The organism is Marivita sp. (genome assembly GCF_051251565.1).
Taxonomy (GTDB): Bacteria; Pseudomonadota; Alphaproteobacteria; order Rhodobacterales; family Rhodobacteraceae; genus Marivita.
Genome location: NZ_JBPOFB010000020.1, coordinates 12,011 through 26,367, shown reverse-complemented (window position 1 = coordinate 26,367; position 14,357 = coordinate 12,011). Strand labels below are relative to the sequence as shown.

Annotated in this window: 15 protein-coding genes; 5 read left to right on the top strand and 10 right to left on the bottom strand. The window is 59.7% G+C overall.

The window, feature by feature from the left end:
* The first annotated feature begins 4 nt into the window (after window positions 1–4).
* Together argE and ACSHXH_RS16995 are read left to right on the top strand one after the other, a co-directional pair.
* Window positions 5–1,165: an acetylornithine deacetylase gene (gene argE / locus ACSHXH_RS17000; protein ID WP_435672992.1), complete on the top strand. Its 1,161-nt coding sequence runs from the start codon at window positions 5–7 to the stop codon at window positions 1,163–1,165.
* Window positions 1,158–1,892, top strand: coding sequence for a GntR family transcriptional regulator (locus tag ACSHXH_RS16995; protein ID WP_435672991.1), 735 nt, complete (start codon window positions 1,158–1,160; stop codon window positions 1,890–1,892). The genes argE and ACSHXH_RS16995 overlap by 8 nt, the downstream gene beginning before the upstream one ends.
* Here ACSHXH_RS16995 and ACSHXH_RS16990 read toward each other — a convergent pair.
* The 6 genes from ACSHXH_RS16990 to ACSHXH_RS16965 all read right to left on the bottom strand — a co-directional run bounded on the left by ACSHXH_RS16990 (window position 1,854) and on the right by ACSHXH_RS16965 (window position 7,977).
* Window positions 1,854–2,885: an AbrB family transcriptional regulator gene (locus ACSHXH_RS16990; RefSeq protein ID WP_435672990.1), complete on the bottom strand. Its 1,032-nt coding sequence runs from the start codon at window positions 2,883–2,885 to the stop codon at window positions 1,854–1,856. The genes ACSHXH_RS16995 and ACSHXH_RS16990 overlap by 39 nt on opposite strands.
* On the bottom strand, window positions 2,872–3,651 hold the full coding sequence (locus ACSHXH_RS16985) for a citryl-CoA lyase (protein ID WP_435672989.1): 780 nt from the start codon (window positions 3,649–3,651) through the stop codon (window positions 2,872–2,874). Before ACSHXH_RS16985 ends, ACSHXH_RS16990 begins: the two co-directional genes overlap by 14 nt.
* Window positions 3,648–4,856 carry a CaiB/BaiF CoA transferase family protein gene (locus ACSHXH_RS16980; protein ID WP_435672988.1) on the bottom strand — a complete coding sequence of 403 codons (1,209 nt, stop codon included), beginning with the start codon at window positions 4,854–4,856 and terminating at the stop codon, window positions 3,648–3,650. The genes ACSHXH_RS16985 and ACSHXH_RS16980 overlap by 4 nt, the downstream gene beginning before the upstream one ends.
* On the bottom strand, window positions 4,846–6,369 hold the full coding sequence (locus ACSHXH_RS16975; protein ID WP_435672987.1) for a tripartite tricarboxylate transporter permease: 1,524 nt from the start codon (window positions 6,367–6,369) through the stop codon (window positions 4,846–4,848). The genes ACSHXH_RS16980 and ACSHXH_RS16975 overlap by 11 nt, the downstream gene beginning before the upstream one ends.
* 13 nt (window positions 6,370–6,382) lie before the next feature.
* On the bottom strand, window positions 6,383–6,871 hold the full coding sequence (locus ACSHXH_RS16970; protein ID WP_435672986.1) for a tripartite tricarboxylate transporter TctB family protein: 489 nt from the start codon (window positions 6,869–6,871) through the stop codon (window positions 6,383–6,385).
* 119 nt (window positions 6,872–6,990) lie between these two features.
* A complete protein-coding gene (locus ACSHXH_RS16965) occupies window positions 6,991–7,977 on the bottom strand; it encodes a tripartite tricarboxylate transporter substrate binding protein (protein ID WP_435672985.1) in 987 nt (328 codons plus the stop codon).
* 103 nt (window positions 7,978–8,080) lie between these two features.
* Between ACSHXH_RS16965 and ACSHXH_RS16960 the strand changes: the two genes are divergently transcribed.
* Genes ACSHXH_RS16960 through ACSHXH_RS16950 form a run of 3 tightly spaced genes read left to right on the top strand, consistent with a single transcriptional unit; the run spans window position 8,081 to window position 11,114 of the window.
* On the top strand, window positions 8,081–8,749 hold the full coding sequence (locus tag ACSHXH_RS16960; protein WP_435672984.1) for a response regulator transcription factor: 669 nt from the start codon (window positions 8,081–8,083) through the stop codon (window positions 8,747–8,749).
* Window positions 8,746–10,119 carry a sensor histidine kinase gene (locus tag ACSHXH_RS16955; RefSeq protein ID WP_435672983.1) on the top strand — a complete coding sequence of 458 codons (1,374 nt, stop codon included), beginning with the start codon at window positions 8,746–8,748 and terminating at the stop codon, window positions 10,117–10,119. Before ACSHXH_RS16960 ends, ACSHXH_RS16955 begins: the two co-directional genes overlap by 4 nt.
* Entirely contained in the window at window positions 10,089–11,114 is a 1,026-nt protein-coding gene (locus ACSHXH_RS16950; RefSeq protein ID WP_435672982.1) for an ABC transporter substrate-binding protein, read from the top strand. The genes ACSHXH_RS16955 and ACSHXH_RS16950 overlap by 31 nt, the downstream gene beginning before the upstream one ends.
* Window positions 11,115–11,135: 21 nt before the next feature.
* On the opposite strand, the gene ACSHXH_RS16945 is transcribed toward ACSHXH_RS16950, so the two are convergent.
* From ACSHXH_RS16945 to ACSHXH_RS16930, 4 genes are read right to left on the bottom strand one after another with little or no spacing between them, the layout of a single operon-like run.
* On the bottom strand, window positions 11,136–11,558 hold the full coding sequence (locus ACSHXH_RS16945; RefSeq protein ID WP_435672981.1) for a hypothetical protein: 423 nt from the start codon (window positions 11,556–11,558) through the stop codon (window positions 11,136–11,138).
* The gene (locus ACSHXH_RS16940) at window positions 11,548–12,792 is read right to left on the bottom strand and encodes an agmatinase family protein (protein ID WP_435672980.1); all 1,245 of its coding nucleotides are present in this window, start codon (window positions 12,790–12,792) and stop codon (window positions 11,548–11,550) included. The genes ACSHXH_RS16945 and ACSHXH_RS16940 overlap by 11 nt, the downstream gene beginning before the upstream one ends.
* Window positions 12,773–13,540, bottom strand: coding sequence for an ATP-binding cassette domain-containing protein (locus tag ACSHXH_RS16935; RefSeq protein ID WP_435672979.1), 768 nt, complete (start codon window positions 13,538–13,540; stop codon window positions 12,773–12,775). The genes ACSHXH_RS16940 and ACSHXH_RS16935 overlap by 20 nt, the downstream gene beginning before the upstream one ends.
* Window positions 13,537–14,349, bottom strand: coding sequence for an ABC transporter permease (locus ACSHXH_RS16930; RefSeq protein ID WP_435672978.1), 813 nt, complete (start codon window positions 14,347–14,349; stop codon window positions 13,537–13,539). The genes ACSHXH_RS16935 and ACSHXH_RS16930 overlap by 4 nt, the downstream gene beginning before the upstream one ends.
* Window positions 14,350–14,357 lie beyond the last annotated feature (8 nt).

Here is a 14,357-nt window from a genome sequence, read left to right as displayed (position 1 = left end):
GGCAGTGGACCACCTTCACCGGACGACGCAAATCCTGGGCGACCTGATCGCCTATCCGACCATTTCGGCAGACAGCAATCTGGACATGATCGGCCACATGGCGACCCTGCTGGACGATGTTGGCGCACGCTGTGACGTAATGACGTCGCCATGCGGGACCAAGGCGAACCTGTTTGCCACGTTGGGACCGGATCGAAGCGGTGGAATCGTCCTGTCCGGGCACAGCGACGTTGTCCCGGTTGCCGATCAGGCCTGGACCCGCAATCCGTTTCAGATGGACCCGTCTGAGGGCCGTCTGTACGGGCGCGGAAGCTGTGACATGAAAGGGTTCATTGCGGCAACTTTGGCAATGGCCCCCCATTTTGCCGCCTGCACGCGCGACAGACCCATCCACTTTGCCTTCACCTATGACGAAGAGGTCGGCTGTTTCGGTGCGCGGCATCTGGCAGATGTCCTGTCAGAGCGGGGGCTGACGCCGGGGGTTGCCATCATCGGCGAACCAACCGAGATGCGGATCATCGACGGGCACAAAGGCTGCAACGAATATACGACGCGTTTCAATGGGCTGGCGGGGCACGGGTCAATTCCAGATCACGGTGTGAACGCGGTCGAATATGCGGTCCGTTATGTGAACCACCTGCTTGGCCTCAAAGAGGCGTTGCGGGCGCGCGCACCAAAGGACTCGCCGTTTGATCCACCTTGGACAACGGTCAACGTTGGCGCGTTGGTTGGCGGCGTGGCGCATAACGTCATCGCACCCTCGGCGCAGGTCGATTGGGAAATGCGTCCGGTTCAGCCGGGGGATGCGGAGTTCGTCAAAGCCAGCCTGCGCGAGTATTGCGAAACCGAACTCTTGCCAAAGATGCGCGCGGTGCACCCTGATGCCTTTATCACCACCGATGTGATCGGCGAAGTGGTGGGCCTGCTGCCCACGGATGACAACGAAGCCCGCCGCATCGTTTCAGAACTCACCGGGGCCAATCGCTGTGACGTGGTGGCGTTTGGAACCGAAGCCGGGCTTTTCCAGGCGCTGGGCACAGATGTCGTTGTCTGCGGTCCGGGGTCGATCGAACAGGCGCACAAGGCGGATGAGTTCATTGCGATTGAACAATTGGCGCAATGTCTTGGCATGTTGGAAAAGCTGGGAAACAGGCTGCGTGCCTGACCTTTTGGGCACATCGCACGAGGACACGGCGCTGACGGTCAAGGACCGCCACGCGGCGATGCATTTTGACCTGCGCCAGCGCATTTGTCTGCTTGATCATCCTCCAGGTGCACAGCTGTCGGAAACGGCTCTTGCCGAAGAGTTTGGCACCAGCCGCACGCCCGTCCGGCGCGTTCTTGCGCGTCTGGAAGAGGAAGGCCTGGTGCATTCGGTGCACGGTGTGGGCACGATTGTCACCGACGCCAATATCCAAGAGCTTGAACAGGCGTACCGTCTCAGGGTCGAATTGACGGCCCTGACCGGGCGGCTTGATCCGGTGGCACCCAACTCGGCGTTTCGGAGATGCTGGCAAAACCTGATCGACCGGGCGGCGGATATGATTGCCACGGGCACACCGCAGAGCTTTACTCTGCTTGACATGGAGGTGTTCGAAACGCTGCTACAACTGACGGCCAACGTCCCGTTGCAGCAGGTGTTGGAGCGTCTCTATTACAAAACAAAGCGCCTCTGGTTGGTCCGTGCGATCAAAGCAGAACTCGACCTCAATGAGGAATACAGGATTTTTCTGCACGAGCTGGAAGCCATCCAGATTGCGCTGCGCTCGGACGATCTTGAGGCTGTCGCGCAAATTCAACGCGCTCATATCTCGATGAGCTTCAATCGGTTGCTGCGCTGTTCCGATCCGCGCTCAGGCGTCGCGGTATCTGATGGCAAAGAGCGGCAATAGCACGCCGAGAATAATCAGGCGAAAGACGTGATGTGCCGCGACCAAGGCAGGCTCCAGCTGCGTCTCGATTGCAAGCGCGGCCATAACCTCTACGCCACCCGGCGCAAACGCAAGAAACAGCGCCGCCGGGTGCAGACCAATCAGCAGCGCCGCGATGTACGCCCCAATGGCGGCGACGATGCAAGCAAGCAGCGTGCTCAGTAAGCCTGCGGAAAACGCCGCGCGCATCTGTGACACCGCGATCCCGCTGAACCGGCTGCCAATCAGCGCGCCCATACACACAAAAGCTGAAATCGTGATCCATGCAGGAATGATCCCGGACACCACCGAACTGCCATATCCGATAGCAGACACAGCCATCGCCCCTAGCAAGAGGGGGGCAGGAACGCGCAGGCGTTTTAAAAGCAGCCCAAGCAGGAGGGCCACGATAAGGACCAGTGCAAGGGTGGACGGCGCACCCGTTTCTTGCACGACATACGTGCTTGTGCCCTCAATGCCCCAGAATGCGATCAATACGGGCACCAGCAATGTCAGCAAAAAGACCCGCATGGTCTGGATCAGGACGACTTGGGCGACATCGGCTTTCATGTCGGTTGAGAGGCCCAGCACAAAGGTCACATGACCGGGTGCCGAGGCAAGGAATGCAGTGATGCGATCAAGGCCGAACCACCGTTTCAAGGTCGCGGGAACGACCAGAAGGATCAGGACAAGGGTCAGTGTCAAAACCACAAAAGACAGCGGCCATGTCAGCGCGGCGTCAATCACCTCGGAGGTGACCGTGCTTCCGATTTGCGCGCCGATGATGAGAAACACAACATCGCAAAGCCGAAGCGGGACATGGGTCCGCAACCCTACCACGGATGCTATGGCGACGGCCGTTGCCGGTCCGGTGAGGAACGCTGCTGGAAAGCCTATGAGGTGGAACAGAACGGCACCGATTGCGCCAATCACAAGCGTCAGCATTGTCGCCTTGAACGCGTCAGTCTTGATCATAGGTCCATCGGTACGCGGGGGGTGTTGGGCCTTTGTTTCGCCCGCCTTGCTGGGTCTGTTCCCAGGCATGGGCCAGAATTCCGACCGACCGGGATAGGCCAAAGAACCCCCGTGCCAGCGGGGCAGGGCACCCAAGCTCTGCGTAAATCACCGACGTTGCCCCGTCGATGTTCATTGGAACCGGTTTGCCGCGTTCTTCGGCCAAATGGCGTTCAATGGCGCGGCCAATCTTGGCGTATGCGCCGGACACAGCGCCCTCCAGTGCCGCATCGTCCACCAGTCCAAGAAGCCGGGGCGCGCGGGGATCGACCGGCTTGTGAAACCGGTGGCCGAACCCCGGAATGAACCGCCCATGTGACGCGCGCCATGTGTCCAGAGTTTCGGCAAGGGCGTCTATGCCTGCGGTCTCGATCTGCCTATATAGCGTGACCGCCTGTTCACCCGCGCCGCCATGCACGTCGCCCAGCATATTGAGGCCCGTTGCCATGGCCGATTGCAGGCCAATGCCACAGGTCGCGGCCATCCGGGCTGCCGCGATTGAGGGCGCTTGGGGGCCGTGGTCCACTGCGGACACAAGTGCGGCCTCAAACAGCGCTGCACGCGGTCCGGTGATACTTTCGCCGGTCACCATGAGCCAGATCATCTGGGCAAAGCCGATATTGCCGATCAGGTCTTGAACCGGTTGGCCTCGCAAATGGATGCGTCCCGGTTCCATGTCGATGATCTTGGTCCGCCACCAATCTGACACATCGTTGTTTTCGGTCAAATCACGCCCTCCTGGCGCAGCACGTCTATCTTGTCTGGGGTGTAGCCCAGATCTGTCAAAATCCTGATTGCGTCCTGTCCCAGCGCCGGGGGAGGCGTTGTCGCCTTTGGGCGCGTGCCGTCAAACATCGCACCGATTGAGACAAGGTCAACACCTTGATCCATCCCGGGCACTGTGTCGAACCGGGTGACAAAATTTCGACCGCTGATTTGGGGATGTGCCAGGATGTCAGGTACCGTCATCACCGCACCCGCCGGGACACCAAGCACATTCAGCTCTTCCGCCCAATTCTGCGCGGACCGTTCTGTGAGAACAGTTTCGAGTTCGGCCTTGAGGCGCAGTCTGTTCGCCTTGCGGTCTTCGCGGGTGGCAAAGGCGGGGGCGGTCAACAGATCGTCGCGTCCGAGGTGGCGCGCCAAGATCACCCATTGTTCGTCTTTATTGGCCGCGATGTTGATCAACCCATCGGCACATTGAAACGCCCCTGACGGGGCCGACGTTGGGTTTTCATTCCCATTCGGTTGGGGCGTTACGCCGCCGACCAGATGGTTTGACACAACCCATCCCATCGTCGCCAACACCGCTTCGAGCATCGACACATCAATGAATGTCCCGCGGCTGGGGGCGTTCAGCGCGGCGCTTATCGCCATGGCCGCTGTCAACCCGCCGATCGTGTCAGCCAGCGGATATCCCACCCGCAACGGCGCGCTGTCAGGATCGCCGGTGATCGACATCACGCCAGACACGCCTTGGACGATTTGGTCATAGGCAGGGCGATCCGCCCAAGGGCCGGTTTGGCCAAAGCCGGAAATGGCGCAGTAGATCAGTTGAGGATTGATCTGCGTCAGCGCGTCATACCCGATGCCAAGGCGATCCATGACGCCGGGTCGGAAGTTCTCGACCAGCACATCCGCGTCGGCCACGAGACGGTTGAGCACCTCTGTACCGCGTGCATCCTTGAGGTTCAGCGTGATCGAAGACTTACCCGCGTTTTGGGCGAGAAAGCTGATCCCCATGCCCTTGGCGGACAGGGTGGAATCGGCCCCAAGATTGCGCGCAAGATCACCGCGCCCAACCGCCTCGACCTTGATCACCTCGGCCCCAAGATGCACAAGCTGGTGGCAGGCAAACGGCCCGGCCAGCACATTCGTCAGGTCAAGAACCCGGACCCCGTCAAGGGGCCCGGGACCGTGTTCAGTCACCATCGGCCACACCCTCGGCCCGTTTGCGCGCGCGGTACCCGCGATAGCTTGGCAGAACCACAAGAAGCAGCGCCAGAACCAACAGGCCAAGTGTCATCGGGCGTTCGAGGACAAAATCAAAGCCACGATAAAGCTGCATCGCGCGGGCAAAGTTGTTCTCTAGCATGGTGCCCAGAATGAACCCGATCAGCAGCGGTGCCAGCGGATAATCCGCAAAGCGCAGGATCGTGGCAATCACACCAAAGCCCACAAGGATCAGCAATTCGGTGGAATTGTTCTGCCCAAGGTAGCTGCCCATCAAGGTGAAGAACAGGATGAATGGGATCAGGAAGGTGCGCGGGATCGTCAGGATCTTGGCGATATACGGGATCAGTGGCAGGTTCAGGATCAACAGAACGAGGTTGCCCAGATACATCGAAATGATCACTGCCCAGAACACCTCTGGTGTGTCTGTCATGAGGCGCGGCCCCGGCGTCACATTCAGGGCAAGCAAGGCTCCCAACAGGATGGCCGTGGTGCCAGAGCCGGGAATACCAAGCGTTAGCAAGGGCACGAACGATCCGGTGCAGGCGGCGTTGTTGGCTGTCTCGGGCGCGGCAAGGCCCTTGATCGACCCTTTGCCGAACTCTTCTTGCTCGGCGCCTTTGGCGATGTTGCGTTCCACAGCGTAGCCAAGGAATGATGCGATGGTTGCACCCGCACCGGGCAGAACGCCGATAAAGAAGCCCTGCAAGGATTGACGTCCGATCACAGGTGCAATGGCACGTGCCTCGGCGCCGGTGATCCGCATATTGGTGATCTTGCCGCTGTCGCCGTCAGAGCCGCTCACGGCGCGCATCGGGTTCATCACGAGAAACAACGCTTCGGGCAGGGCGAACATGGCCATGGCCAGTGTGATGAAGGAAAAGCCGGTTTGCAGCTCCATCATCCCAAAGGTGAAGCGCGGCATGTTCGACAATGCCCCTTCGCCAACGGTCCCAAGCATCAGACCCAGAAGCGTCATCATCAGCGCTTTGGCGACCTGTCCGGTGCCTGCAAAAGCGGCGATGGCCGAAAGGCCGACCACCATCAGGGCAAAGTATTCGGCCGAATGGAACAGCAGCGCGACGGATGACAGGGCAGGGGCGAAGATCATCAACAGGATCGCGCCAATGGTCCCGCCCGCAAAGCTGGCTACGGCGGCGATGGTCAGTGCTTTGCCCGCCTGCCCCTTTCGGGCCATGGGATAGCCATCAAAGCTGGTGGCCACCGTTCCGGCGACCCCCGGTGCATTGAGCAGGATGGACGATGTCGAGCCTCCGAAGATTGCGCCGTAGTAGACGCCGGACAGCAGGATCAAGGCCGCTGTGGGATCGCCAATACCAATGGCCACGGGGATCATGATGGCGATGATCGACATAGGCCCAAGCCCCGGCAGCATGCCGATCAAAGTCCCGATGACACATCCCATCACGACCATCATCAGGTTGAACGGGGTGACTGCGGCGGTGAGACCAATCAGAATTCCTTCGAGCATGTCGAGTCCCCCCTTACATGAACATGCCGGGCCACGGGCGTAGGAAGATACCCAACACCTCCTGGACCAGATACCAGATCGACCCGGCGGCGATGACCGTTACGGGGATCAGGATGTGAAAGCGTCGCTCGCCCAGGATAACGGCACCAAGCACCAGAAAGCCGACAGTTGAGCCGACAAATCCCAGTGGGCGCAGCGTCAGGGCGTAGACCACCATCAGCGCGAGCAACCCAAGCGCTTGGCCAACATTGTAATCCCCCAGCCGGTTCAGATCGATTGTACCGTCTTTTGCGGGGCCAGAGTCAGCGGGCTTGGACGTGAAGAGGACAATCAGTCCGACAACAATACCAAGAACTGTCAGGATTTTTGGAAACGTCGATGGCCACACGGGGTTGCGTTGTAGGATTGGCGGCAATTGGTCGTCCATGGTGAAAAAAGCTGCATAGCCATACACGCAACACAGCGCGATAAAGGCCAGAGCGATCCAGCGATCTAGCGCCATCTCTCGTCCCTCCCGAGTGATTTGAAATAAGGTATGGAGGCGCGGATGCCCATTGCCGGTCACGCCAGCCGGGCATCCGCTGTGTAAGACCCCGCGATCTTTTCAGATCGCCGGAGGGATCAGAGGAATCCGAGGTCTCGCATCAGATCACCGATCTGCTTTTCTTGACCTTCAAGGAAGGTTTTGAATTCGTCACCTGGGCGGAAGATGTTGACCAGACCCATACGCGCGCGGACTTCTTCCCACTCGGGTGTTTCCATCATTGCGGCCAGCATGTCTTGATACGCGGTCAGTTGCTCTGCCGGCAGATCCGGCGCAGCAAAGAACCCACGCCAGTTGACGAATTGCGCATCAATGCCTTGTTCGGCAAAGCTGGGTGCATCCTGGAACGCAGGCACGCGGTCGGGTGCGGTGACGCCAAGAATGCGGACTTCGCCCTGTTCTGCCAAAGCTACCGCTTCGGAAAAGCCAGTCGACAGCGCATCAATCTCGCCCGACAGAAGGCCTGCCATCGCTTCGCCACCAGCGTCATAACCGATGTAGTTGAACGCGGTGGGGTCTTCGCCTGCGGCCTGCATAACGATCGCGGCAACAAGGTGATCCATGCCGCCTGGAACCGAACCGCCACCAATGGCAAAAGCATTCGGGTCTGTGCGGTATGCGGCGAGCGCTTCTTCCATCGTGTTGAGAGGGCTGTCTGCATTCACGACAAGCGCCGCGTAATCGCCAACAGTCCCCGCCACAAGCGTCAGATCACGGAAGCTTTGTGAAATCTCACCGGTCAGCGCGCGGATCACGATCGGGGTCGAGTTGACCATCAGTGTGCCGTGGCTGCTTGCCGCGTTTTCGATCAGGTTTCCGATGGCAACACCACCACCACCACCCGACATGTTTTCATAAGTCGCTGTTCCGACCAAACCGGAATTCATCAGCGCTTCGCCCGTGCCACGCGCTGTGCCGTCCCAGCCGCCGCCGGCGCCGCCGGGAATTAGGAAATGGACTGATTCCATTTTCTGGTGCCCGCCGGCATATGCGATGCCGGATACGGCAACAGTTGCAGTGGCCGCAGCAATAAGCGCACGGCGTGACCACTCAAGAGTGTTCATTGGTTATCCTCCCATTTGACAGGCGGTCCTCTGCCGCCCATGGTCTGACTTCACCACAGTAACCTGACACAAGCCTGACATGGTTTAGGAAAGAAGACACCGGGTGCGCTACCTACTCGTCGAGGACAATCGGGAATTGGCAGAGGCCATCGTGAACCGGCTGGCGTTGGATGGGCATGCCGTCGATCATGCCGCCAGCCTGTCGGAGGCCGAGGATTGTCTTGCCGTCGCGCGCTATGACCTGATCCTGTTGGACGTGATGCTGCCCGATGGCGATGGCCGCGATTTTCTGGCGCGCAGCCGGGCGCATCTGGAAACCCCCGTAATCGTGCTAACGGCCCGGTCGCAGGTGTCTGACCGTGTTGGCGCTTTGGATCAGGGGGCGGACGACTATATCACAAAGCCGTTTGATTTCTCCGAGCTTGAAGCGCGGTGCCGCGCGGTGCTGCGTCGCCGCGGCGGTGAGGCCCGCAACGAGATCGCGCTGGGCGATGCCGTGTTTGATCCGCTTGCTGGTACGCTGCGGCATGGTGGCGGGTCGATTGATTTGCGCAACCGCGAAATCCGTCTGCTCGAAGTGTTTGCCCGCAACCGAGGTCAAATCCTGTCGAAAAGTCAGCTTATGGATCGCTTGTTCACCTATGATGCCGAAGTGTCCGAGAACGCCATTGAAGTCTATGTCGGCCGCCTGCGCCGTCGGCTTGACGGGATGGGCGTGCGGATCGAAACCGTGCGGGGCCTTGGCTACCGGATGGAGACCGACGAAGCGTGACAGGCACAGGATCAATCGGACGTCGTCTGACGTTCTTGCTGGCGGGTGTCGCCGCCCTTTTGTCCGTGCTCAGCTGGTGGATGGTCACAGGTCTTGCGCGTCAGGCGGCGGAGCGCACGCAAGACAACGTGTTGGCGGCATCGGTGACCACCATTGCCGAAACCCTGCGCAGTGAACAGGGCGAGGTGCGCCTTGAACTGCCCTATTCCGCGTTTTCGATGCTGGGCGCGATCAGTCAGGACCGGGTGTTCTACAGGGTGACCGATGGCACACGGGTGTTGACCGGGTATGCCGACCTTCCAGTCCCGACCGAGCTGGAAGCCGTGGTTGGTCAGGTGGTGTTCGACACGGGCGAATACAGCGGCGAAGAGGTGCGCATGGCCACCGTGACACGGTTGGTGCTGGCAGGGACGCAGCCCGTTCCCGTGACGGTCACCGTGGCGCAGACACGGGGCGGGGTTGCGTCGATCTCGGCAGAGCTGTCACAACTTGCCGCGCTGTTGTCGGTGGCGTTCTTTCTGGTGGCGGTAACCCTTTCGGGCTTTGCCGCGCGTGCATCGCTTAGGCCGTTGAACGAGATTGCAGCGGCGGTGTCGCGGCGCGGACCGTCAGATCTGCGGCCCTTGCGGCGCGCTGCTCCGACAGAGCTTGCGCCACTGATGTCGTCGCTCAACCGTTTGATGGACCGTCTCGGGCAGTCCATCCGCAGCGCCGAGGACTTTATTGCAGAGGCCGCACATCGCATCCGCACACCGCTGGCGACTGTCCGCGCGCAGGCCGAAATCGCGTTGCGCTCCGCCAAGGACGAAGACCAGAAACAGCGCCTTCGCCAGATGATCCGCGCGGTTGATGAAAGCTCGCGGTCAGCGGGGCAATTGCTTGACCATGCAACCGTGATCTACCGTGCCGACGATCTGGCGCGATCTCCGATCAACCTGTCCGACCTTGTCCGCCAAACCGCGGCCGCCCTGGAGCCCACTGCGTCTATGAAGGACATACACCTCAAGATCGACGCGGTGCCCGCACATGTTGAAGGCGACCCGGTGCTGTTGGACAATGCTCTGCGCAACATTCTGGATAACGCGATCAAATATTCGCCGCCCGAAACCGATGTGCGGATATCCGTCACAGAGCAGGACAAGGAAATCCGCATCACTGTGACGGATCAAGGGTCTGGTTTGGGGGACGGTCCGGTTGACGTCCTGACGCACCGCTTTCAACGTGGCACGAACACCCAAGGCATTGTCGGGTCCGGTCTTGGCCTGACGATCGTCAAAGACGTGCTCACGGCACATGGCGGGCGTCTTGAGCTTGAACAACGAAAAGGAGCCGCAGGCACATGCGCTACGCTTGTCTTGCCCTCATCCTGAGCTGCCTTGCGACCGTCGTGTCTGCATTGGAAATCGAGGATCACAGGTTCTTTCCCGGCACAGGGGATCGGGTTTTGCGTGTCATATCGACAGCGGATCTTGATGTCTTCGAGCCATATGTGAAGGCGTTTCAATCCAATCAGCGCGCCCTTTCCATTGACTATACGGTGGTGTCGTCCGCCGAGTTATCCCGCGCCATTCGGAACGGGGTTGCGTTTGATCTGGCTTTGTCGTCAGCCATGGATCTTCAGTTTCAATTGGCCAATGACGGGTTTGCCCAAAGCCACACATCCGAACAGACGGCGGCCCTGCCTGATTGGGCGCGTTGGCGGGATCTGATCTTTGCGTTCACCGCAGAGCCCGCAGTCGTGGTTCTATCCACGCGGCAATTCGATGGGCTCGAGCTTCCGACAACCCGGCAAGACCTGATCACGCTGCTTCGGGAATTTCCTGAACGGTTTGACGGCGCGGTGGGCACGTATGATGTCCGCGACAGTGGGCTTGGCTATCTGTTCGCCACCCAAGAAGCGCGGTCAACCGATGCCTATTGGCGCCTGTCCGAGGTCATGGGGCGCCTGAACCCGCAACTGTACTGTTGTTCAGGCCAGATGATCGACGATGTGGCCGAAGGCAGGCTTGCCCTGGCCTATAATGTGTTGGGCAGCTATGCCGCCGAACGGCTTGCACGCGATTCCGGCGGGCGGGTGCAAATCCTTGGGATGCAGGATTTTGCCAATGTCATCTTGCGCACCGCGATCATTCCGACGACTGCGCAGGAAATCCAAGCCGCAGGCGCGTTTATCGACATGCTAGCCGACCTAGGACAACGCGATGCCCCTGGAATTTGGCCTTTGCCGCCGCTTGGGTTTTCCGGGACCAGAAACCGTGTCGGCTTTGGCCCCATCCGCCTTGGCCCGGCGCTGATGGTGTATCTTGATCCACTCAACCGTCGGGCTTTCTTGACGGAGTGGGAAAACGCGCTTGAGCAACGTTAGAACTGCGGCACTTTTTGCGCGTCACAGCCTGTGCTCTCGAAGCCGGTGGCCAAGGAAGTCCCTGATGTCGAGATGGGTTTTCTCGGCCAGCGACACATACACCAGGGACATATTCGTGCGTTCAGCGATCATCTCACCGGGGAATGGCAGATAGCTTAATTCCCGAGACCCAAACGATGGCGATGCGGTGCCCACCTGCCATTCCGTCTTCAGTTCAACATCAACGAGTTTGAGCGTTTTTTCACCGCCCTTACCAGTCCGTTCAAAAGGTACACCGGCAAGGCGAAGATATGCTGATTTGTCAGCTGCCGAGACGAACCCGTCGATGAACTGGGTTGTGAGCACCTGTAGCGCTGCAGCTTCGTCCTCGGGCGGCAAGTGACTGTGAAGATGGTCGTGGTCATGGTTGTGGCCGATATGGCCGTTCACGATGTCATGTGGCATTGGACCACCGCTTTCCTTCAAAGTCGCCGTGCGGAATGGTGACCGGTTTGTCGATATGGGCTTTGTGTTTGCCCAGATTGCCCGACGCGACCAGTGATCCCAGCACGTCAACGATCACCCGTGTGCCCATCAGGGCGGTGATGTCTGACGTGTCATAGGGCGGCGACACCTCGACCAGTTCCATGCCGCAAATCCCCTCGGCGGCCACTTTCGAGACCAGCGCCAGCGCTTCTCGCGGCAGGAAACCGCCGGGTTCAGGCCAGCCGGTGCCCGGCACAAATCCACAATCAATGCTGTCGATGTCAAATGACAGGTAAACCATATCAACCCCGTCCCACGCCATCTCAAGCGCCATCTCCGCAGTCTTGTCGATCCCCATCTTTTCCATGTCGCCCATGGTGATGATGTTGGTCTCGCGTTCGCGCGCCACCTTCACCGCCTCGCGTGGCACCTGCCAGCCGCCGATGCCGACCTGCACAAGGTTCTTGGCAGGCACGTTGGGCAAGTTGGTTGAATGGAACCACGGCGTCGTGTGCATGCGTTCATCAAGGTCTTTTTCCTGAATGTCCGCGTGGCGGTCAAAATGGACAATCCCGATCTTTTTTGAGGTGCATTCGGCAATGCCGCGCACGCAGGGAAAACCGATGGAATGGTCGCCGCCGATCATGATGGGCAGGGAGCCGGACGAGAACACATGGCTTACGGCGCGGCTGATCTGATCAAACGACTTTTCCAGATTGGCTGGGATCGTGAAAACGTCGCCCGCATCGCACAGCGTCATCTGTTCGCGCAGATCGACACCAAGTTCATAATTGTATGGCGTATAAAGCGCGCTGATCTTGCGCAGGCCCTGAGGACCGAAACGGGTGCCGGGGCGGTAGGTGGTGCCGCCGTCAAACGGGATGCCTAGGACCGTGGCATCATAATCTTTTACCTCTGTCACGTCTTCGGCATAGGGCGCCTTGAGGAAAGTATTGATGCCCGCGTAATGTGGCAGCTCTCCGCGCGCGAAGGTTGGGATGGATTTGTCCTCGATCGTATCGGCACCAGTCAGGCCCATGCGCAGTGCCCAGCGGCGTTCTTCGTCCCAGCGGCCCTCGGGCAGATCGGCTTCGGCCTGCATCGCTTTCCAGCCGCGCAGCTTGGTCAGGTCAGGATGATGAAATCTGCGGTCCGTGTGTCCTAGATCAGCAGGATGGCGTGACCGTGTGCGGTCAGTTGGAGCGATGTGCATTGGTGTCCTCCAGAATGCGTTGGAACGGGATGCCGCCGTCTCGGGCGTCAAAATCGTAGGTGATGGTTGCGCCGTAGGCGTTGGGATCGGTGGGGTCCCATCGCGGCTTGTCAAAGACCAGAACCCGGTCACCCAGCTTGAACCCTTCCTCAAGGTCGTGTGTAACCATGAAGACGGTCATTTTCGTCTCGGCCCGCAGGTCCGTCAGGAAATCGTGCATTGCGTTCCGGGTTCCCGGGTCAAGCGCGCCAAAGGGTTCGTCCAACAGCAGGATACGCGGTTTCGCAGTCAACGCCTGCCCGATTGCAAGACGTTGCTGCATCCCGCCCGACAGGGTCGCCGGGTATTGGTCCGCGACGTGATCGAGACCGATGCGGGCGAGGGTCTCATCCGCGCGGTCGCGCGCTGCCTTCTTCTGGGCGCCGGAAAAGCTGCCCCATGTGGTGCGAAAGCTTTCGCCCGCCACGATGTTCTCGCGCACGGTCATATGCGGAAAGACGGAGTATCTTTGAAAGACGACTCCCCGGTCCAGACCCGGCTCCAAGGCAGGCGGGGCGTTGGCAATACGGATCTCTCCGCGCGTGGGTTGTTCCTGTGCCAGAAGCAAACGAAGGAAGGTGGATTTCCCGCACCCGGACGCGCCAACGATAGAGACGAATTCACCTTCGTCCACTGCGACGTTCACGCGTTCGAGGATGGGGCGATTGCCATATGACTGAAAGACGTTCGCGGCGGTGACAAAGCTCACAAGCTTGCCTCCGTCCACGGGAACGCTTTGCGAGATAACCAGCGCAGGGCAAAGTCCATAGCGAAGGCCAAAAGCGTGATCCACAGCACGTAGGTCAAGATCACATCCATGGCGAGGAAGCGTCGGACAAGGAAGATGCGGTATCCAAGACCAACCTCTGACGCGATGGCTTCGGCCGCGATCAGAAACAGCCATGCGGGGCCCAGTGACAGGCGGATTGACTGGATGAGGCGCGGCAATAGTTGTGGCAGGGCGACGCGCAATGCAATGACCAGGCTCGACGCGCCCAATGTCTCCGCCTTCACGATCATTTCTCTGGGTATTTCAAGAACGCGTTGACTCAAGTCCCGGATCAGAAAGGGCAGGATGCCAACGATAATGAGCACAACTTTGGACAGCTCTCCCAAACCGAACACGATGAACAGGATTGGCAGTACAGCCAGAGGCGGGATCATTGACAGAACTGCAACAAACCCCGCCAAAGTTGCGCGCACATGCGGCAGCAGTCCAATCGCCAAGCCAACGATCATGGCCAACGCAGCCGAAATACCGACACCCAGGGCGAGCCGCGTCAGGCTGGCGGCTGTGTCGTGCCACAGCAGGATTCGTTCTGACCGGCGGTCAGGTTCGGTGAACAAGCGTTCTGCAGTGGCCGCAATGGTCGAAGGTGCGGGCAACAACTTGTCTGACGGGTTTTCCGCCAACCGAATGTCCGACCCAATCGAGTAGGCGATAAAGGCCAACACGAAAGGCAGGAGGGTCAGCACAGTCTTGAGTGCAACACCCGGCCGACGATTGATCAGTCTCATGTCAAACC

Bases quoted from the DNA above. Each gene is read 5' to 3' on its own strand.
- ACSHXH_RS16990 (WP_435672990.1), bottom strand. From the start codon at position 2,885: ATGATCAAGACTGACGCGTTCAAGGCGACAATGCTGACGCTTGTGATT.
- ACSHXH_RS16980 (WP_435672988.1), bottom strand. From the start codon at position 4,856: ATGGTGACTGAACACGGTCCCGGGCCCCTTGACGGGGTCCGGGTTCTT.
- ACSHXH_RS16975 (WP_435672987.1), bottom strand. From the start codon at position 6,369: ATGCTCGAAGGAATTCTGATTGGTCTCACCGCCGCAGTCACCCCGTTC.
- ACSHXH_RS16970 (WP_435672986.1), bottom strand. From the start codon at position 6,871: ATGGCGCTAGATCGCTGGATCGCTCTGGCCTTTATCGCGCTGTGTTGC.
- ACSHXH_RS16965 (WP_435672985.1), bottom strand. From the start codon at position 7,977: ATGAACACTCTTGAGTGGTCACGCCGTGCGCTTATTGCTGCGGCCACT.
- ACSHXH_RS16950 (WP_435672982.1), top strand. From the start codon at position 10,089: ATGCGCTACGCTTGTCTTGCCCTCATCCTGAGCTGCCTTGCGACCGTC.
- ACSHXH_RS16945 (WP_435672981.1), bottom strand. From the start codon at position 11,558: ATGCCACATGACATCGTGAACGGCCATATCGGCCACAACCATGACCAC.
- ACSHXH_RS16940 (WP_435672980.1), bottom strand. From the start codon at position 12,792: ATGCACATCGCTCCAACTGACCGCACACGGTCACGCCATCCTGCTGAT.
- ACSHXH_RS16930 (WP_435672978.1), bottom strand. From the start codon at position 14,349: ATGAGACTGATCAATCGTCGGCCGGGTGTTGCACTCAAGACTGTGCTG.